The organism is Maritimibacter sp., from assembly GCF_016774595.1.
Taxonomy (GTDB): Bacteria; Pseudomonadota; Alphaproteobacteria; order Rhodobacterales; family Rhodobacteraceae; genus Maritimibacter; species Maritimibacter alkaliphilus.
In genome coordinates this window covers 1,408,040-1,426,791 of sequence record NZ_JACBWT010000002.1, presented here as the reverse complement: position 1 = coordinate 1,426,791, position 18,752 = coordinate 1,408,040, and the positions used below count along the sequence as shown (strand labels likewise).

At 64.5% G+C, this 18,752-nt stretch carries 16 protein-coding genes; 10 read left to right on the top strand and 6 right to left on the bottom strand.

The annotated features are described in order from the left end of the window. Positions 1-24: 24 nt before the first annotated feature. From gltA to HOY44_RS18120, 4 genes are all read left to right on the top strand, one after another. Positions 25-1,320, top strand: a complete 1,296-nt coding sequence (gltA, locus tag HOY44_RS18135) for a citrate synthase (protein ID WP_148912589.1) — start codon at positions 25-27, stop codon at positions 1,318-1,320. An 86-nt stretch (positions 1,321-1,406) separates the two neighbouring features. Continuing rightward, positions 1,407-1,583, top strand: coding sequence for a DUF4169 family protein (locus HOY44_RS18130; protein ID WP_287436671.1), 177 nt, complete (start codon positions 1,407-1,409; stop codon positions 1,581-1,583). Continuing rightward, on the top strand, positions 1,576-1,794 hold the full coding sequence (locus tag HOY44_RS18125; protein ID WP_287436669.1) for a ribbon-helix-helix domain-containing protein: 219 nt from the start codon (positions 1,576-1,578) through the stop codon (positions 1,792-1,794). Before HOY44_RS18130 ends, HOY44_RS18125 begins: the two co-directional genes overlap by 8 nt. Before the next feature lie 84 nt (positions 1,795-1,878). Then, entirely contained in the window at positions 1,879-2,610 is a 732-nt protein-coding gene (locus tag HOY44_RS18120) for a TspO-related membrane protein (RefSeq protein ID WP_287436667.1), read from the top strand. A 134-nt stretch (positions 2,611-2,744) separates the two neighbouring features. Here HOY44_RS18120 and HOY44_RS18115 read toward each other — a convergent pair whose 3' ends face one another. Beyond that, complete coding sequence (locus HOY44_RS18115) at positions 2,745-3,155, bottom strand: NUDIX hydrolase (RefSeq protein WP_287436665.1); 411 nt, start codon at positions 3,153-3,155, stop codon at positions 2,745-2,747. After that, complete coding sequence (gene uvrA, locus HOY44_RS18110; protein ID WP_287436663.1) at positions 3,152-6,010, bottom strand: excinuclease ABC subunit UvrA; 2,859 nt, start codon at positions 6,008-6,010, stop codon at positions 3,152-3,154. Before uvrA ends, HOY44_RS18115 begins: the two co-directional genes overlap by 4 nt. A gap of 165 nt (positions 6,011-6,175) precedes the next feature. On the opposite strand from uvrA, the gene HOY44_RS18105 reads away from it, so the two are divergent. The 3 genes from HOY44_RS18105 (at position 6,176) to HOY44_RS18095 (ending at position 10,856) form a co-directional block, all read left to right on the top strand. After that, positions 6,176-8,674: a vWA domain-containing protein gene (locus HOY44_RS18105; protein WP_287436661.1), complete on the top strand. Its 2,499-nt coding sequence runs from the start codon at positions 6,176-6,178 to the stop codon at positions 8,672-8,674. A gap of 76 nt (positions 8,675-8,750) precedes the next feature. Further along, entirely contained in the window at positions 8,751-9,113 is a 363-nt protein-coding gene (locus tag HOY44_RS18100) for a rhodanese-like domain-containing protein (RefSeq protein ID WP_008329202.1), read from the top strand. A gap of 117 nt (positions 9,114-9,230) precedes the next feature. Then, entirely contained in the window at positions 9,231-10,856 is a 1,626-nt protein-coding gene (locus tag HOY44_RS18095) for a hypothetical protein (RefSeq protein ID WP_287436659.1), read from the top strand. A 52-nt stretch (positions 10,857-10,908) separates the two neighbouring features. On the opposite strand, the gene lpdA is transcribed toward HOY44_RS18095, so the two are convergent. From lpdA to HOY44_RS18075, 4 genes are all read right to left on the bottom strand, one after another. Further along, positions 10,909-12,303, bottom strand: coding sequence for a dihydrolipoyl dehydrogenase (lpdA, locus tag HOY44_RS18090; protein WP_287436658.1), 1,395 nt, complete (start codon positions 12,301-12,303; stop codon positions 10,909-10,911). Between the two features lie 140 nt (positions 12,304-12,443). Beyond that, a complete protein-coding gene (locus HOY44_RS18085; protein ID WP_287436656.1) occupies positions 12,444-13,016 on the bottom strand; it encodes a DUF924 family protein in 573 nt (190 codons plus the stop codon). A gap of 74 nt (positions 13,017-13,090) precedes the next feature. Further along, positions 13,091-14,377: an MFS transporter gene (locus HOY44_RS18080; protein ID WP_040884420.1), complete on the bottom strand. Its 1,287-nt coding sequence runs from the start codon at positions 14,375-14,377 to the stop codon at positions 13,091-13,093. An 87-nt stretch (positions 14,378-14,464) separates the two neighbouring features. Beyond that, positions 14,465-15,073 (bottom strand): helix-turn-helix domain-containing protein, encoded by a 609-nt coding sequence (locus tag HOY44_RS18075; RefSeq protein ID WP_287436653.1) that lies wholly within the window; start codon positions 15,071-15,073, stop codon positions 14,465-14,467. Between the two features lie 85 nt (positions 15,074-15,158). Here HOY44_RS18075 and HOY44_RS18070 point away from each other — a divergent pair, with 85 nt between their 5' ends. From HOY44_RS18070 to HOY44_RS18060, 3 genes are all read left to right on the top strand, one after another. Next, complete coding sequence (locus tag HOY44_RS18070; RefSeq protein WP_287436651.1) at positions 15,159-16,706, top strand: class I adenylate-forming enzyme family protein; 1,548 nt, start codon at positions 15,159-15,161, stop codon at positions 16,704-16,706. An 80-nt stretch (positions 16,707-16,786) separates the two neighbouring features. Further along, the gene (locus HOY44_RS18065; protein WP_008329212.1) at positions 16,787-17,431 is read left to right on the top strand and encodes a DsbA family oxidoreductase; all 645 of its coding nucleotides are present in this window, start codon (positions 16,787-16,789) and stop codon (positions 17,429-17,431) included. A gap of 82 nt (positions 17,432-17,513) precedes the next feature. Further along, on the top strand, positions 17,514-18,746 hold the full coding sequence (locus HOY44_RS18060; RefSeq protein ID WP_287436648.1) for a multidrug effflux MFS transporter: 1,233 nt from the start codon (positions 17,514-17,516) through the stop codon (positions 18,744-18,746). The last annotated feature ends 6 nt before the right edge of the window (positions 18,747-18,752 follow it).

The following is an 18,752-nucleotide window of genomic DNA, read 5'->3' as shown; positions in this document are numbered from 1 at the left end:
GGGCCCCAACGAAGGGATATCGGAATGGCGAACCAGACAGGAACGGCGAAGCTGACATTCGGCGACAAGGAGTTGGATCTGCCGATCTACTCGCCAACCGCAGGGCCGGACGTGCTCGACATCACCAAGCTCTATGCGCAGGGCGGCGTCTTCACCTTCGATCCCGGCTATACCTCGACCGGGGCCTGCGAAAGCGCGATCACCTTCATCGACGGCGAAAAAGGTGAGCTTCTGCACCGGGGTTACCCGATCGACCAACTGGCCGAGAAATCGCATTACCTCGAAGTCTGCTTCCTGCTGCTCTACGGCCACCTGCCAACCGCCGCCGAAATCGAAGACTTTGAATTCCGCGTAACGCGCCACACCATGCTGCACGAGCAGATGGCCAAGTTCTATTCGGGCTTCCGCCGCGACGCGCACCCGATGGCGATCATGGTGGGTGTGGTCGGCGCGATGTCGGCCTTCTACCACGACTCGACCGATATCGCCGATCCGTGGCAACGCGAAGTCGCGTCGATCCGCATGATCGCGAAGATGCCGACCATCGCGGCGATGGCCTATAAATACACCATCGGCCAGCCCTTCGTGTATCCGCGCAACGACCTCGATTACGCGTCGAACTTCCTTCACATGTGCTTCTCGGTGCCGGCCGAGACCTATGAGGTGAACCCGATCCTGAGCCGTGCGATGGACCGGATCTTCACCCTGCATGCCGATCACGAGCAGAACGCCTCGACCTCGACCGTGCGTCTGGCCGGTTCGTCGGGCGCCAACCCGTTTGCCTGTATCGCCGCCGGTATCGCCTGCCTCTGGGGTCCGGCGCATGGCGGCGCGAACCAGGCCTGTCTTGAGATGCTCAAGGAAATCGGCTCGGTCGACCGCATCCCGGAATTCATCGCGCGCGCGAAGGACAAGAACGACCCCTTCCGCCTGATGGGCTTCGGCCACCGCGTCTACAAGAACTTCGACCCGCGTGCGAAGGTGATGAAACAGTCGGCGGACGAAGTGCTCGACCTGCTGGGGATCGAGGACAACCCGGTGCTTCAGGTCGCCAAGGAACTGGAGAGGCAGGCGCTGGAAGACCCGTATTTCGCGGACAAGAAGCTGTTCCCGAACGTCGATTTCTACTCCGGCATCATTCTGGAAGCGATGGGTTTCCCGACCTCGATGTTCACCCCGATTTTCGCCCTGTCGCGGACCGTCGGCTGGATTTCCCAGTGGAAAGAGATGCTTGCGGAGCCGGGCCACAAGATCGGCCGCCCGCGTCAGCTTTACACCGGCGAGACGCTGCGCGACTACGTGGACGTCGAGAACCGCTGATCCGGTTCTCACAGATTACCAAAGGCCGCCCCGACCGGGCGGCCTTTTTCGTTGCGGGCATTCATTCAGACAGTCAGAATTGGCGCATGTCTAAGGTCACCAACCTCAACCAGATCCGAAAGCAAAAGGCTCGCGCCGAAAAACGGGCGAGCGGCGACGCGAACGCCGCGAAATTCGGGCGCACCAAGGCGCAGAAAGCGTTGGAACAGGCCGAAGCGGACAAGGCGCGGCGGGAACTGGACCGGCACCGCAAGGATGACTGACGCCCGCCCCCGCAAGCATTCGGTGACCCTGCGCGGGCATCGGACCTCGATCTCGCTCGAGGACGACTTCTGGGATGCGTTTCGCGAGATTGCCGAGGCCGAGGGCAAAGGCGTGAACGAGCTGACCGCCGAGATCGACGAGGCGCGCGGCCTGTCCTCGGGTCTGGCATCCGCGATCCGGATTTACGTGCTGCGCCACTACCGCGGCTGACCCTGAGTGCGGCATCGCGTAGGCGCCGAAAAGTGAACCGGAAAGCTCTCCGGCACGTTACCTCGACAAAACGAGGTGTCAGCCATGCGTGCCAAATCCATCCTTCTCTTCGTCGCGGCCGTTGCCTTTGCGCTCGGCCCGTTTCTCGTGCCGGGATTCGGCGGGTTCGATCCGAACCTTTACCCCAATCCGCAGGTCGATCCGCCGGTCCAGCCCGCCGGATATGCCTTCGCGATCTGGGGGCCGATCTACCTGTGGCTCGTGGCCTCGACCGGGTTCGGCCTGCTGAAACGCCATGACGTAGCGGATTGGGACCCGATGCGCCTGCCCCTGCTCGTCTCGCTGGTGATCGGGGCGATCTGGCTGCCCGTCGCGATGGTGTCCCCGATCTGGGCGACGATCCTGCTTTTCACCATGCTGATCTCCGCCGCCATCGCGATGCACCGCGCGCCGGACCGCGACCGCTGGTGGGCTGCCGCTCCGGTCGCGTTCTACGCCGGCTGGCTTACGGCGGCTTCGTTCGCGTCGCTCGGGCTGACCGGCGCGGGGTTCGGTATCGTGCTAGGCGAGGTCGGCTGGGCGCTCGTCTGTATCGCGATGGCACTGGGCGTGGCCCTATTCATCCACGCAGGCCGCCGCCACGAATGGGTGTATTTCCTGAGCGTGATCTGGGCGATCTTCGCCATCGCGGTCAAGAACTGGGGCGATGTCTGGATCGTGGTCGGGGCCGCGGCCGTGGGCGTCGTGGTGCTGGCCGTGGCCCTCGTCCGGTCCATCGTCGGGCGCGCGCGGCACAGGGTCGATGCCGCCGCTTGACGTGGCGGGCCAGTTCCGGTGGGGCGCGGCGGATACGGGATCCCGCCGGCACGGCACCAGTATTCCAAGATACTAGAATCCTAGTATTCTGGTAGCCTCAAGCCACTGATGCGAAACGCATAAATTCTCGATTGTTAAGAAAGAGGTGAACCGAGCCTTTTCAGAGCCATCTCCAGAACCCGGCCCACATCCCGGCTCATCGGCCGCACACCCGCCTGAACATCGGGGAAAGAGACCCAGTCCGCATCGGTGACGTCGTCGGCCGCAGAGGGCCGCCCTGAAACGTAACGGCAAGCGACCGCGTGCAGCGCATAATGGAACCCCTCGCCCTTAACCTCCAGCGTGACGAGCACCGCTCCGGCCTCGGCCCGCACGCCGGTTTCTTCTCGCAGTTCCCGCACCGCAGCCTGCTCCACCGTTTCGCCCGGCTCGACCTTGCCGCCCGGGTAGCCCCAGAGGCCCGCGTCCGGCGGATTGGCCCTGCGCACCAGCAGCACACGCTCTTCCCGCAGGACCACGGCAAGCGCAGCCTGCGTGGCCGTCATTCCGCCGCCGTGCGTTTCGGGTTCAGCATGTCCTTGAGGAAATGCCCGGTGTGCGACGCTTCGACCGCCGCCACGTCTTCGGGTGTGCCGGTCGCCACCAGAGTGCCGCCGCCGTCACCGCCCTCCGGCCCGATGTCGAGAATCCAGTCCGCCGTTTTCACGACGTCGAGGTTGTGCTCGATCACGACCACGCTGTTTCCCTGATCGACCAGTTCGTGCAGCACTTCGAGCAGCTTCTTCACGTCCTCGAAATGCAGGCCCGTCGTCGGTTCGTCGAGGATGTAAAGCGTGCGGCCCGTGGACCGTTTCGACAGCTCTTTCGACAGCTTCACCCGCTGCGCCTCGCCCCCCGAAAGCGTCGTCGCCTGTTGACCGACCTTGATATAGCCAAGACCCACGCGCATCAGCGCGTCCATCTTTTCGCGGATGGTCGGCACGGCCTTGAAGAACTCCTGCCCTTCCTCGACCGTCATATCAAGAACGTCGGCTATGCTCTTGCCTTTGAACTGAATTTCCAGCGTTTCGCGGTTGTATCGCTTGCCCTTGCAGGTCTCGCACTCGACATAGACATCGGGGAGGAAGTGCATCTCGATCTTGATGACACCGTCCCCCTGACACGCCTCGCAGCGCCCGCCTTTGACGTTGAACGAAAACCGCCCCGGCTTGTAGCCGCGCGCCTTGGCCTCCGGCAGCCCGGCGAACCAGTCGCGGATCGGGGTGAAGGCGCCCGTATAGGTCGCGGGGTTCGAACGCGGGGTGCGCCCGATAGGACGCTGGTCGATGTCGATCACCTTGTCGAGGTGCTCTAGCCCCTTGATCGTCTCGCAGGGCGCGGGCGTCTGGCGCGCGCCGTTCAGGCGCATCGAGGCGGTCTTGAACAGCGTTTCGATGGTCAGGGTCGACTTGCCGCCGCCCGACACGCCGGTCACGCAGACGAATTTGCCTAGCGGAAATTCCGCCGTCACCTCTTGCAGGTTGTTGCCCGTGGCCTTGACCACCGTCACAGACTTGCCGTTCCCCTTCCGCCGTTCCGCCGGGACACCGATTTCGCGCGTTCCGGCGAGGTATTGACCGGTGAGCGAAGCGGTGTCGGCGGCGATCTGGCCGGGCGTCCCCTTGGACACGACCTGACCGCCATGCACGCCCGCGCCCGGGCCGATGTCGAAGACGTAATCCGCCTCGCGGATCGCTTCCTCGTCATGCTCCACGACGATCACGGTATTCCCCTGATCGCGCAGGTTCTTGAGCGTGGTCAGAAGCCGCCCGTTGTCGCGCTGGTGCAGGCCGATGGAAGGCTCGTCGAGCACGTAGAGCACCCCCGTCAGACCCGAGCCGATCTGACTGGCCAACCGGATGCGCTGGCTCTCGCCGCCCGACAGCGTGCCGGAGTTGCGGCTGAGGGTCAGGTATTCGAGGCCCACGTTGTTCAGAAAGCCCAGCCGCTCCCGGATTTCCTTCAGGATGGCGCGCGCGATCTCGTTCTTCTGCTTGGTCAGGTGCTCGGGCACCGTCTGGCACCAGTCGTAGGCTTCCTTGATCGACATCTCGACCACCTGCCCCACGTGAAGCCCGGCGATTTTGACCGCCAGCGCCTCTTCCCGCAGGCGATAGCCGCCGCAGTCGCCGCAGGGGCGGTTGTTCTGATAGCGCTCGAATTCCTCGCGCACCCAGTTCGAATCCGTCTCGCGGTAGCGCCGTTCCATGTTCGGGATCACGCCTTCGAAGGGGCGCGTCACCTCATAGACCCGGCCGCCCTCGTCGAAGCGGAACTTGATCTCTTCTTCCCCCGAGCCGTGCAGGAACACCTGCTGGACATGGGCCGGAAGGTCTTTCCACGGCGTCGCCATGTCGAATTCATAGTGGCGTGCGATGGATTCGATGGTTTGCCGGAAATAGGGCGACTTGCCCTTGCGCCACGGGGCGATGGCCCCGTCATAGACCTTGAGCGCGGCATCCGGCACCACGAGGCGTTCGTCGAAGAACAGCTCCTGCCCCAGACCGTCGCAGGTCGGACAGGCCCCGAAGGGCGCGTTGAAGGAAAACAGGCGCGGCTCGATTTCGGGGATGGTGAAGCCCGACACCGGACAGGCGAAGTTCTCGGAAAACGTCTGACGCTCCGGCTCGCCCTCTTTCGGCGCGGTCTCCAGAATGGCGATCCCGTCGGCGAGGTCGAGCGCGGTGCGCAAGCTATCCGCCAGCCGCGTTTCCAGCCCCTCGCGCACGACGATCCGGTCGACCACCACGTCGATGTTGTGGCGGAACTTCTTGTCCAGAACCGGGGGTTCCTCCAACTCGTAGAAGGCGCCGTTCACCTTGACGCGCTGGAAACCCTGCTTGCGAAGCTCTTGAAATTCCTTTCGATATTCGCCCTTGCGGTCGCGCACGATGGGGGCGAGCAGATAGGCGCGCGTGCCCTCTTCCATCTCCATGATCCGGTCGACCATGTCCTGCACCTGCTGCGCCTCGATGGGCAGCCCGGTCGCGGGCGAAAACGGCGTCCCGGCACGCGCATAGAGCAGGCGCATGTAGTCGTAGATCTCGGTCACGGTGCCGACGGTGGAGCGCGGGTTCTTCGACGTCGTCTTCTGCTCGATGGAAATCGCGGGGCTGAGGCCCGAGATATGATCCACGTCCGGCTTTTCCATCATGTCGAGGAACTGGCGCGCATAGGCTGACAGCGACTCGACGTAACGGCGCTGCCCTTCGGCATAGATCGTATCAAAGGCGAGCGACGACTTGCCGGACCCCGACAGGCCGGTGATGACCACCAGCTCGTCGCGCGGAATATCCACGTCGATGGACTTGAGATTATGCTCGCGCGCACCGCGCACTTCGATGAACTTCTGTTCGGGCATTTCACACCTCGGGAGGGACAGGCCCATTAGATAAGGCAATCAGACACAGGCGCAAACGGAAAATGAGAACGAAGTGTGAACTTTCGCTCTCAAATCCATTCTTCGCAAACACCCGCCTATGGGCTACGCTTCCGGTAATTCAAAAGATCATTTCCGGGGGACGTCATGTTGCGCGCCATTTTTACCGCTTTGCTTTTTCTCGCGACGACGCTCGCGGCCACGGCACAGGACCGTCCGTCGGCCATCCTGGTGCTCGACGCCTCGTGGTCCATGTGGGGCCAGATCGAAGGGGTGAACAAGATCGTCATCGCGCGGGAGGTCGTGGGCGACCTTCTTGGCACGCTTCCCGAAGATCAGGCGCTGGGGCTGGTCGCCTATGGGCACCGGACCAAGGGCGACTGCGGCGACATCGAACTACTTTATGAACCCGGCACCGATCGCCAAGCCATTGCGGATGCGGTCAGCGGGTTGAATCCAAAGGGCAAAACACCGCTCTCCGCCGCCGTTCTGCAAGCCGCCGAAACCCTGAAATACACCGAGGAAGCCGCGACCGTGATCCTCGTCTCCGACGGGATCGAGACCTGCGATTTCGACCCCTGCGCGCTCGGCCGCCAACTTGAGGAAACCGGCGTCGGCTTCACCGCCCATGTCATCGGTTTCGACGTGACCGAACCTGAAGCGCAGGCCCAGCTTCAGTGTCTGGCCGAAGAGACGGGCGGCATGTATCGCGCGGCCTCGAACGCGAGCGAATTGTCCGGTGCGCTGGAAGAGGTCGCCATCGCGGAACCCGAGCCGGAGCCGGAACCCGTCATCCACACGATCACCTTCCGCGCGACCGATGGCGAGAACGGGCCGATCATTCCCGAAGGTCTGGTCTGGACCATCGAAGGGGGTGAGCAGGTCTATGCCAACAAGGTCGAGGACGACAGCCTGAGCTATGGCATGGCGGCCGGAACGGCGGGCACCGCCGAGGTGCTGCGCCTGTCGGACGAGGCCACCGGAACCGCCAGCTTCACCACCGGAGGCGGCGACATGGTCATCACCATCGCCCTGCCCGCGTATGTGGAACCCCTGCCGGACGCGACCGTCGAAGCCCCCGCCTCGGCGCCCGCCGGGTCGCTCGTGCCGGTGAGTTTCACCGGGCCGGACGCCGAGGGCGATTACGTCGCCTCGGCCACCGCCGACAAGGATGACGGGTACTACGACGCCTACGATTACACCCGGAATGCCGAGGATGGTGTCGTCATGGTGCGGATGCCGCCCGTCGCCGGCCCCGCCGAAATCCGATACATTCTTGGCAGGGGCGGCGATGTGCTCGCCCGGACGGCCATCGAAGTGATGCCGCTCGACATCCAGATCACCGCGCCGGACGAGGCGGCGGTGGGGATGCGACCCGAGATCGAATGGGTCGGCCCGGATTACAGGGGCGACTACCTGACCGTCGCCGCGCTGGATCAGGGCGACGGGTATTACGAAACCTATGCCTACACCCGAGACGGTAATCCGCTTGCGGTCCCGATGCCGACCGAACCCGGCACATACGAACTTCGCTATGTCCTGTCGGCTTCGCGTCACGTCGCGGGCCGGTCGGAGCCGTTCGAGGTCAGCGAGACGATGGTCACGCTCGACGGCCCGGACGAAGCGGTCGCAGGCGCGGATGTCGAGATCGCCTGGACCGGGCCGGACGCCAAGAACGACTATATCGGGATCGGGCGCGTGGGGCGCGATGAACGGCCCTACCTGACCTATACCTACACCAACGCGGGCAACCCGCTGGTGGTGAAGGCACCGATCGAGCCGGGCGACTACGAGATCCGGTATTTCCTTGGGCAGGACCAGTCGGTGCTGCATTCCGAACCGATCACCCTGACCGCCGTCGGCGCGTCGATCACCGCCCCGCCCTCGGCCCTCGGCGGCTCGGAAGTGTCTGTGGAGTGGACCGGCCCCGACTACAAGTCGGACTACCTTGCCGTGGCGAAGGTCGGCGCGGATGGCGGCGATTACGTCACCTACACCTATACGAACGAAGGCAGCCCGCTCGACATCCTCATGCCGACCGACGCGGGCGATTACGAAATCCGCTATATCGCCAGTCAGGGCAGCAAGATTTTGGGAAGCACGCCGATTTCGGTCGAGGCGGCGACGGCCACCCTGTCGGCCGCTGCGTCGGCCCCCGCAGGCAGCGACATCTCGGTCACGTGGGAAGGCCCGGCCACCAAGGGCGACTATCTGACCGTGGCCGAGACCGGGTCGGACGCCGGGGATTACATCACCTACACCTATGCGCAGGAAGGCAGCCCGCTCGACATCCAGCTTCCGTCCGTGGCCGGCACCTATGAACTGCAATACGTTCAGGCCGGGCGACCGGCCAAGGTGCTGACCCGCACACCGATCACGGTGAGCGAAGTGACGGCCACGCTTGGCGGTGCCCTCGTCGGTGACAAGATCGAGGTGACGTGGGACGGCCCCGGTCATCGCCGCGACTACGTGGCGATCGCGACCCCGGAGTCGAATCTGAGCACCTATGAGGATTATGCCTACACTTCGAATGGCAATCCGGCGGTTCTGGACGTTCCCGAAGCCTCGGGCACCTATGAGTTGCGCTATATTCTGGACGGGACGACCGACCGCATCCTGGCCACTACCCCCTTCACCGTTCCGTGACGCGCATCGGAGACCCTTGACGTATTCATTTTATGGAATATATTCGTCGTCAAACGCGAATGAAGGATGTGTTCCAATGCTGAAAGCCATGTTCGGAGGGCGCTCCATGCCCAGCCTGTCGCCAAAAGACGCGGTCGAAAAGGCCGCCGCCGGCGAAATCACCCTGGTCGACGTGCGCGACCACAACGAGCTTGCCATGACCGGCAAGGCCGAGGGCGCGGTTCATATCCCGCTCGCGGTCATCCGGATGCAGGCCGACCCGCGCAGCCCGGATTTCAATCCGGCGCTTGATACGAACAAGCCGGTGGCGGTGTACTGCGCCTCGGGCGCCCGCTCGTCGATGGCGGCTCAGGTGTTCTCGTCCTTCGGATTCGACGTGTCGAACATCGGCGGCCTTGGTCACTGGCAGATGGCGGGCGGCAAGATCGTGCGGGCCTGACCCGTCCGTTCGAAATTGAAACAAAGGCGGACGATTCCACACCGGGATCGTCCGCTTTTTCTTAATCCCTTGGTCCGAGCATCACGGCGTTGACTTTTTCGACGGACGCGCGTGACCATGAAACCTCTCACACTCAAAGCCTTTTCCAACCTGACTTCGGTCGTCTGTTTCGTTTGCGCGGTGGCGTTCGCCGCCGCCTCTCTCGGCCTGTACACACTCGTCGGCCAGTTGGACCGCCAGATCGACATGGTCGAACGGCAGTCCGACCCGAACGTGATCGCGATGAACGAGATCGTCGGAAACCTCGGCTTCGGCGGCATGATCCATGCCTTCAAGAACCACCTCTTGCGCGGCGGCGAAGAGATTCGGGTCTTCGACCAAAGCACCGGGGCGATCCTGTCGAACCTCGACAAACTGGAACGGCAGCTCGGCGCCGCGCATGAGGCGGACATCGAAGCGGTCCGCGCGATGGTCGAAGACTATGCCGCTCAGATCGAAGTGGTGCGCAGGATCCGGGCGATGGACGATCAGGTCGAAGCCATCGACCGGGTGGTCCGCGTCGATGACAGCCACGCCGCCGCCGCGCTGGACAATCTGCGCCAGGCGGTGATCGAGGACGGTGAAAGCACCAAGTGGAAAGTGCTGTTCGAGTTGCGCCGCGCGCTCGGCTACGACGGCATGATCCATCACTTCAAGAACTACGTGCTGCGCAAGTCGCCGGACTACGAGACCCAAGCGCGCGCGGCCATCGACAGGGCACTCCTCGCACTCGAGGCCTATCGCTCCTTCGGGGTGAACGAGACGGAAGCCGCCGCGCTCGACGATCTGGCCGGGGTCATCGTCGATTTCCGCGTCAATCTGGACATTGCCGCCGAGATGATCGCGGCAGGCGCGACCGCCGCCGAACTCGACGCCGCCGTCGGTGTGACCAAGGATGCCGCCTATGCCGCATTCATCACGCTCGGCAAGCAGATCCAGTTGGAATACCGCGCCTGTCTGGCCGATCTGCACGCGCAGATGGCGCTGCTGAAACAAGGGGCCATCGCGATGGCGCTCGTCGTCTGTCTGGGCGTGATCGGCTTCAGCCTTGGTCTTCACTACGTGATCGAACGCATCGTCGTTCGCCCCGCCGCCGCCATCGCGCAGGGTCTGGGCGCCCTTGCGGCGGGCGAAACCCATGTCGACCTGTCCGCCTACGCGAGCGACACCGAGATCGGGCGCATCGCCCGCGCGTCGCGCCGGTTTCGCGAGGCGTTGGTGGACAACATCCGCAAGTCCGAGGATCTGCGCGGCCTGTCCCTCGAACGCGACGACATGCTGCGCGAGCACGCCCGCATGGTGGCCGAACGTGCGGAATACACGACCAAGCGCGCGGCGTTGGAACGGCTGCGGGCCGACGAGCAGGAAGACCTTCAGAACCTGCGCGACGCCATCGGGACGGTGATCGAGAACCTTGAGAACGGCATTTTCAACTACCGGATCGACGAGGTTTATGAGGCGACACACCTTGGCGGGCTGGCCCGCGACATCAACCGAATGTTGTCACGCATGGACGAGGCGTTTCGCGCGCTGGCGAAGGCCGTGGTGGCGGGGGATCAGGCCCTGCCCGGCGGACCCGATCCGGAAGATGTCCGAGCCGCGACGCTCATGCGCGAATCGATGACCCATGCGCTCCAGACTCTGAACGACGCCATCGAAGAGGTGCAGCGCGGGGCCGAGATGCTGCGCTACGCAAAGCCCTGAAACGCGAACGGGGGCGTCGCCGCCCCCGCCTGCATCGCCGATCCGGCCCGGATCAGAAGTGGATCGCCCGGCCGTAGGCGTCGAGCACCGATTCGTGCATCATTTCGCTCAGGGTCGGATGCGGGAAGACGGTCGCCATCAGATCCTCTTCCGTGGTTTCAAGCTGGCGCCCGACCACGTAGCCCTGGATGAGCTCGGTCACTTCGGCCCCGACCATATGCGCGCCCAGCAATTCGCCGGTCTTGGCGTCGAACACCGTCTTAATCATCCCCTCCGGTTCACCCAGCGCGATGGCCTTGCCGTTGCCGATGAAGGGAAACTTGCCGACCTTCACGTCGTAGCCCAGGTCTTTCGCCTTGGCTTCGGTGTAGCCGACGCTTGCCACCTGCGGGTTGCAATAGGTGCAGCCCGCGATGCTTTCCGGCTTCACCGGATGCGCGTGCTGGCCCGCAATCAGTTCGGCGACCATGACGCCCTCGTGGCTGGCCTTGTGCGCCAGCCACGGCGCGCCCGCGATGTCGCCGATGGCATAAAGCCCGTCCACGCCGGTGCGGCAGTATTCGTCGGTTACGACATGGGTGCGGTCGACCTTGACCCCAAGTTCGTCGAGCCCGAGACCTTCGACATTGCCGACGATCCCGACCGCGGAAATGACCGTGTCGAACTCTTCCGTCTCGGTCTTGCCGCCCTTCTCGATATGGGCCGTGACCTTGCCCTTACCGCGGTCCAGCTTGGTCACCGCCGATTTCTCGCGGATCTTCATGCCCTGCTTTTCGAACTGCTTCTTGGCGAAGGCCGAAATCTCGGCATCCTCGACCGGCAGCACGCGGTCCATGACCTCGACCACGGTCGTGTCGGCCCCGAGCGTGTTGAAGAAACTCGCGAATTCGATGCCGATGGCCCCCGACCCGATGACCAGAAGCTTCTTCGGCATCCGAGGGGGCTGGAGCGCGTGCTTGTAGGTCCAGACCAGATCCCCGTCAGCTTCGAGCCCCGGCAGGGTGCGCGCCCGCGCGCCCGTGGCGAGGATGATGTTCTTCGCCGTCAGCGTCTCGGTCCCCTTGTCGGTCTTGACCGCGACCTTGCCCTTGGCGGGGATCGACCCCTCGCCCATGACGACCGTCACCTTGTTCTTCTTGAGAAGGTGCGCCACGCCGCCGGAAAGCTGCTTGGCCACGCCCCGCGACCGCTGGACGACCGCGTCCAGATCATAGCCCGCCTTTTCGACCGACAGGCCGAAATCCTTGGCCCGGTGCATGAGGTGATAGACCTCGGCCGACCGCAGAAGCGCCTTGGTCGGAATGCAGCCCCAGTTGAGGCAGATACCGCCCAGATGCTCACGCTCCACCACCGCGACCTTCAGGCCCAGTTGCGCCGCCCGGATCGCGGCCACGTAGCCCCCCGGACCGGAGCCGACCACGATCACGTCAAAGCTGGTCTCAGCCATCGATATCTCCCTCGCGAAAAAGTAGTTTACCCTTAAACTATTTCTGCAGGACGATCAATCGCCACAGAAAACCAAGCAAAAACAAGGTCCGCCAGCGAAACCGGCGGACCCGTATAGTCTAGACGATTCGGTGAGTTGGGTCAGGCGGACATTTCGCGCAGCATGGCGCCGTAGCCGCCCTGCTCGACGAAGGCCGCCTCGGCCCCGGTCGTCGTGCGCGCGAGAGCGTCGTTGCGATACGGGAACCGCCCGAAGCGGCGGATGACTTCGCGGTGGACCTTGGCATGAAGGAGGTTCCCGGCCCCGGTCTCGGGCATCCGCGTCAGCATCAGCCGCACGCAGCGATCCTGATCGATCAGGTTCTCGGAATGCATGAGCGGCATGTAAAAGAACTGACGCGCCGGTTCGTCGATCTTCATGTCCCAATTCTTGTCGATGGCGCATTTCGCCGCCGCAAGCGCCACCTTGTCGGTCGAAAACGCCTTGCCCGACCCCCGGAACATGTTGCGCGGAAACTGGTCGAGCAGGATGATGTAGGCGAGCGTGCCGCTGGGATAGGTCAGCCAGAGCGAATATGCGCCCCGCGTCGCCTCACGCCAAGCATCGCCGAACCGCTCGACCACAAGGGCGTCCAGATCGTCCGTTCCCTCGTACCAGCCTTTCGGGCCGATCTCATCCAGCCAGAAGCTGAGTATGTCCTCGGGGTTGGCCATGACACCCTCCTCGCCCTCGCCTGTCCCTAGCCCGACGTTACAAAGTTTTTACGTTCGGACAAGGGGACTTAGGCTCAACGCATGTCGCTTTCTGCATGTGTGGCATCTTCGCTTGCCTCCGCAGCTTCCTCGACGGCGTCCGCATAGAATTCCTGCGCCACCTCCATCGCGACGGGCGACGCCTGCGGCGACAGGGCCGCATAGCTGACGGTCGAGTCCACCGAAGCCGACGGGCGACGGGTCGTGCGCCAGAGGCCGTAGAGGACGACGAGCGCCAGAAGGAAGCCGATGACGAAGAAAAAGCCCTCGGCCCCCATCGGCCCCATGATCCACCCGACCGCGAGCGGCCCGGCAATCGCGCCGACGCCGTTGACGAACATCAGCCCGGCCGAGGCCGCCGACATATCCTCGTGGTCCAGAAAATCGTTCGTATGCGCGATGAGGAGCGCATAGAGCGGGCCGAGCATCCCGCCGATGAAGAACGCCGCGACCAGCAGGATGGCATAGACCGGGAACAGGTATCCCGCGACAGATGCCGCCACGGCCACGCCCGCCGTGATGATGATAAGCAGCCGGCGGTCGACCCGATCCGAAATGAACCCGATGGGATATTGCAGGACCATGCCGCCGACATAGAACATCGCGACGAACAGCGAGAGCTGCTCGACCGTCAGCCCCGCTTCGGTGCCATAGACCGCCGCCATGCCGAACATGGCCGCATAGGCGCCGCCGACCAGCAGCATCCCCATGACGCCGAGCGGCGAGTTGTTGAAAAGCTCGCGCAGGGTCATGCGCCGGGCGGTGTCGAAGGCCGGTGTCGGCGAGATCGACAGAAGGATCGGCGCGAACGAGATCGACACCAGCACCGAGGGCAGGATGAACAGCACGAAGCCGGAGGGATCGCCCAGCACGACAAGGCCCTGCGCGGCAATGACCCCGATCATCTGCACGATGAGATAGAGGGCAAGCGACTGGCCCCGCGTCTCGTTCGTCGCCTGATTGTTGAGCCAGCTTTCCGCCGTGACGTAGACGCCCGAGAAGCAGAACCCGATGAACAGCCGCAGAAGCGACCACGCGATCGGGTTGGTCAGCGTTGGATAAAGGATGAGCACGGCGGAAATGAAACTGCATAGCGCCGCGAAGACGCGGACATGGCCCACGCGGCGGATCAGTTCGGGGGCGGCCCGCGACCCGAACAGGAAGCCTGCGAAGTAGCTCGACATCACCACGGACATCTCGAAGGTCGAAAACCCTTCGAGCCCGCCGCGAATACCCAGGAGCGTGCCCTGAATGCCGTTGCCGACCATCAGGAACATGATGCCCAATAGCAGGGCCCAAGAACTGGATAGAACCTGAATCATCGCACGCTCCTTGCCGGTGGTGCCCCCCGACTAACAGCCATCACGCTGGGGTGCGAGCCTTGCGCGACCCTTCGGCGGCGTTTCGCGTCAGAGCGACGTGACCCAGAGGATCAGGGCATCCTCCGGCGAGATCGAAATGACGTTGTGACCCATGGAGGCGTCGTAATAGGCGCTGTCGCCGCGCCGCATGTCGACCGGCTCGTAGAATTCCGTAATCAGGCGGATTTCACCCGTGAGGACGTAAAGAAATTCTTCGCCGTCGTGGCGCACCCATCCGTCGAATTCATCGAAGCTGCGGGCGCGCACACGGGCGCGGTAGGGCAGCATCGCCTTCTTGGTCAGGGCACCGGCGAGCAATTCGTGCTCGTACGTGGCGGTCGGATGCGCCTGCCCCTCGCCGGTCTTGGTCACCGTCATCCGGCCGGACACCCGCGCGTCCTGCGGCGGGGTGAAAAGCTGGGGCACCGAGATCTCAAGCCCCACCGCCAGTTTCTTGAGCGCCTCGAAGGTGGGCGACATCTGGCCGTTCTCGATCTTGGACAGGGTCGAGCGTGCGAGCCCCGCCTGATTGGCGGCCTGTTCCAGCGTCCAGCCGCGCGACTTGCGCAGGTCGCGCACCCGTTCGCCCAGATCCAGCGGTTGCGGATCGGGCGCGGACCCGCCGCTTTCGCGGGCGAGGCGGATCAGGCTGGGCATGGTTGGGTCGTTTTCGGCCATGCGCCGTTTTATGCCGGAAGGTCAGGCTATTGCAACTGGCCTGCGGGCTGACATAGCTGTGCGCATGGACGCGATCTACCATTCACAGCCCGACCTTCCGCCGCCGCCCGACGCCTTCAACATGGCGGCCTATGTTTTGTCCGGCGGGTCCGGGACGCCCGACAAGCTGGCGCTGTCGGTTCTGGGCGAAGCCCGCGACGACTGGACCTATGCCCGTCTGACCCGCGCGGTGCGCGCCATCGCGGGCGGCCTTCTCGCGCAGGGGCTGGTTCCGGGCGACCGGGTGCTGCTGCGTCTGGGAAACACCGTGGAATTTCCCTTGGCCTTTCTCGGTGCCGTCGCCGCCGGGCTGGTTCCGGTCCCGACCTCGTCGCAACTGACGGCCCGCGAGATCACGGGGATGGCCGCGCAGATCGACCCCGCTTTGATCGTGGCGGGTGCGGGGGTGGCCCTGCCCGATCCCCTGCCCTGCCCGGTCCTGACGGAGGCGGCGCTTCACGACCTTGCCACGGGTCCAGAGGCCGCGTTCGCGATGGGCGACCCGAACCGCCCGGCCTATGCGATTTTCACCTCCGGCACTTCCGGCAAACCGCGCGCCGTGCTGCACGCCCATCGCGCGATCTGGGCGCGGCGGATGATGTGGGAGGGTTGGTATGGTCTGACGCCGGAGGACCGGCTGATGCATGCAGGCGCGTTCAACTGGACCTATACGCTGGGCACCGGGCTGATGGACCCGTGGTCGCGCGGCGCGACGGCGCTGATCCCCGCACCGGGCACGAACTCGAAAGCCCTGCCCGACCTCATCGCGGCGGAACGGGTGACGATCTTCGCCGCCGCGCCGGGGGTCTATCGGCAGATGCTGCGCGGCGAGATGCCGGACGCGCCGGACCTGCGCCACGGTCTGACGGCGGGCGAGAAGCTCGCCGACCCGATCCGCGCGGCGTGGGAGGCGGCGACCGGCACCACGCTTCACGAAGCGTTCGGGATGTCGGAATGCTCCACCTTCGTCTCCGGCGCCCCCACCCGGCCCGCGCCGGAGGGATGCCTGGGCTACCCGCAGCCGGGCCGCAGGGTCGCGGTTCTGGGCGCCGATGGGCCGGTGGCCCGTGACGTGCCGGGCGTGCTGGCGATCCACCGGGACGATCCGGGTCTGATGCTGGGCTACGTGGGTGCCGAGGACGAGACCCGCGCGCGTTATCAGGGTGAGTGGTTTCTCACCGGGGATTCGGTCCTTATGACGGAAGACGGCGCGATCCGGTATCTCGGGCGCGACGACGACATGATGAACGCGGGCGGTTTCCGCGTCTCTCCGGTCGAGGTCGAAAGCGCCATGGTCCTCTATCCCGACGTGCACGAGGCGGCGGCGGTCGAGCTTTCGGTCTCGGCCACGGCCAAGGTGATCGCCTGCTTTTACGTGCCGGAACCGGGGGCCGCGCCGGATGACGCGGCACTTAAGGCCCATGCCCGCGACACCCTTGCCCATTACAAATGCCCACGGGTGTTCATCGCCGTCGATGCACTTCCCAAGGGCGCGAACAACAAGCTGCTCAGGCGCGCTTTGAGAGCACAGGCCGAGGCGGGAGAGTTCGGGGCCATCGGTCGCAAAGGCTGATGCGTCCGGTTTTTCGGGACCACAAAAGCCGGGCCGCCCGTGCAGGTGACAATCGGGCGCGAGCGGCGTAGGAGTCGTACATGCTGAAACTTTACATCTTCTCCGACCCGGTCTGCCCGTGGTGCTACATCGGCAAGGCGCGGCTCGACCGGGCGCTCGAACAGCGCCCGAACCATCCGTTCGACATCGAATGGCATCCGTTCATGCTCAATCCCGACATGCCGGCGGGCGGGATGGACCGGCGCGCCTATCTCGAGGCCAAGTTCGGGGGCAAGGAGGGCGCTGTTCAAGCCTATATGCCGGTGGTCCGTGAGGCCGAGGCGAGCGGGCTGAACATCAATTTCGACGCGATCGCCCATCAGCCCAACACGCTGGACGCGCACCGTCTGATCCATTGGGCCGGGCTGGAACAGCGGCAGACCGCGATCGTGTCACGGCTGTTCAAGGCCTATTTCGTCGAAGGGCGCGACATCGGCGACCACGGCGTTCTGGCCGACATTGCCGAGGGTGCGGAGATGGATCGTGAGATGATCCTGCGGCTTCTGGAAAGCGGCGCCGATGCGGACGACATCCGGGCGCGCGACATCGACGCTCGGGAAAAAGGCGTGAACGCGGTGCCGACCTTCGTGATCGCGAACCAGCATGTCGTGCCGGGGGCGCAGCCCACCGATCTGTGGCTCAAGGTGATCGACGAAATCGCGGCGCAGGTTCAGGGCACGGCGTAAGCGCACAACGCGCGTGCATCGGCGGGGCTGGCATTCGCGCGCGCGCGGATATATGCCGATAGCACACAAATTCCGAAGGCACATGTCCTACACCTCTGCCCCCACCAAACGTATCGGCACGCTGGAACTTGTCGCGATCCTCGCGGGTCTGATGTCCCTCATGGCGTTCACGACGGATTCCATGTTGCCCGCCATGACCGATATCGCCGCCGAGATGGCGCGTGACGACAAGTCGCGCACGCAATACCTCGTGAGTATCTTCCTGCTCGGTGGCGCGGCCGGGATGCTGCTGTTCGGACCCTTGGCTGACAGCATCGGACGGCGCGGCGCCCTTGTAGCCGGGATCGGGACATACGTGGTGGCCGCCATCGCGGGCGTGTTCGCCCCATCGCTCGAACTTCTCATTCTGTCGCGGTTCTTCATGGGGTTCGGGGCCGCAGCCGCCCGCATCGTCTCCCAGACCGTGACACGCGACCTTTTTTCGGGGGCCGAGCAGGCGCGGATCGCCTCGCTCATATTCATGTTCTTCGTCGTCGTCCCGGCGGCCGCGCCCCTCTTGGGGCAGCAGATCATCTTTTTCGTGGGCTGGCGGGGCCTGTTTGGTGTCTATGTCCTGTTCGGGCTGCTCGTCCTTGGCTGGTTCCTTTTGCGCCAGCCCGAAACGCTTGATCCCGCGCACCGCCGCGCCTTTCGGATCAAGCCCATTCTGGCGGCCGCACGCGAAGTTCTGACGACGCCCGTATCGCGCCGCTACCTTGCCGTGCAGGTCCTGATGTATGGTCAGTTCATCGCCTATCTGAGTGCGGCCGAGCAGCTTTGGGTCGATGCGCTTGGCGTGGGCGACATGTTCCCCGTCTACTTCGCGATCATCGCCCTGTTGTCCGCTGGCGCCGGGTTCATCAACAGCCGGCTGGTCATGAGGGTCGGAATGCGGCGTATGCTCATCGCCGCCTTCGGATCTCAGACCGTCTTTGCCACACTTGCGTTCGGCTTGTGGACGCTGGGCGGGCTGGAAACCGCGAGCGATCCGGTTCGGATCGGCGTCTTCATGGCCTGGACGCTTTCGCTGTTCTTCATCAATGGTCTGACGCTGGGCAATGTAACGGCGCTCGCGATGGAGCCGCTGCCGCATGTCGCGGGCACCGCCTCGGCCGTGATCGGGGCCTTTGGTATGGGTCTGGGTATGCCCATCGCCGCCGCCATCGGTCAGGCCTTCGACGGAACGCCCCGGCCGATCATGCTGGGCGCGGTGGGATGCTCGTTCCTTGCACTGTCACTGGTGCTGACCGACATGGGGCGCGAGCGGAAAGCCTGACCCGGG

Excerpts from the sequence above, each read along its gene's own strand:
- HOY44_RS18095 (WP_287436659.1), top strand. The coding sequence starts at position 9,231 with ATGAAACCTCTCACACTCAAAGCCTTTTCCAACCTGACTTCGGTCGTC.
- HOY44_RS18075 (WP_287436653.1), bottom strand. The coding sequence starts at position 15,073 with ATGCCCAGCCTGATCCGCCTCGCCCGCGAAAGCGGCGGGTCCGCGCCC.
- gltA (WP_148912589.1), top strand. The coding sequence starts at position 25 with ATGGCGAACCAGACAGGAACGGCGAAGCTGACATTCGGCGACAAGGAG.
- HOY44_RS18085 (WP_287436656.1), bottom strand. The coding sequence starts at position 13,016 with ATGGCCAACCCCGAGGACATACTCAGCTTCTGGCTGGATGAGATCGGC.
- HOY44_RS18100 (WP_008329202.1), top strand. The coding sequence starts at position 8,751 with ATGCTGAAAGCCATGTTCGGAGGGCGCTCCATGCCCAGCCTGTCGCCA.
- HOY44_RS18125 (WP_287436669.1), top strand. The coding sequence starts at position 1,576 with ATGACTGACGCCCGCCCCCGCAAGCATTCGGTGACCCTGCGCGGGCAT.
- HOY44_RS18060 (WP_287436648.1), top strand. The coding sequence starts at position 17,514 with ATGTCCTACACCTCTGCCCCCACCAAACGTATCGGCACGCTGGAACTT.
- HOY44_RS18065 (WP_008329212.1), top strand. The coding sequence starts at position 16,787 with ATGCTGAAACTTTACATCTTCTCCGACCCGGTCTGCCCGTGGTGCTAC.
- HOY44_RS18080 (WP_040884420.1), bottom strand. The coding sequence starts at position 14,377 with ATGATTCAGGTTCTATCCAGTTCTTGGGCCCTGCTATTGGGCATCATG.
- HOY44_RS18070 (WP_287436651.1), top strand. The coding sequence starts at position 15,159 with ATGGACGCGATCTACCATTCACAGCCCGACCTTCCGCCGCCGCCCGAC.
- HOY44_RS18130 (WP_287436671.1), top strand. The coding sequence starts at position 1,407 with ATGTCTAAGGTCACCAACCTCAACCAGATCCGAAAGCAAAAGGCTCGC.
- lpdA (WP_287436658.1), bottom strand. The coding sequence starts at position 12,303 with ATGGCTGAGACCAGCTTTGACGTGATCGTGGTCGGCTCCGGTCCGGGG.
- HOY44_RS18105 (WP_287436661.1), top strand. The coding sequence starts at position 6,176 with ATGTTGCGCGCCATTTTTACCGCTTTGCTTTTTCTCGCGACGACGCTC.
- uvrA (WP_287436663.1), bottom strand. The coding sequence starts at position 6,010 with ATGCCCGAACAGAAGTTCATCGAAGTGCGCGGTGCGCGCGAGCATAAT.
- HOY44_RS18120 (WP_287436667.1), top strand. The coding sequence starts at position 1,879 with ATGCGTGCCAAATCCATCCTTCTCTTCGTCGCGGCCGTTGCCTTTGCG.
- HOY44_RS18115 (WP_287436665.1), bottom strand. The coding sequence starts at position 3,155 with ATGACGGCCACGCAGGCTGCGCTTGCCGTGGTCCTGCGGGAAGAGCGT.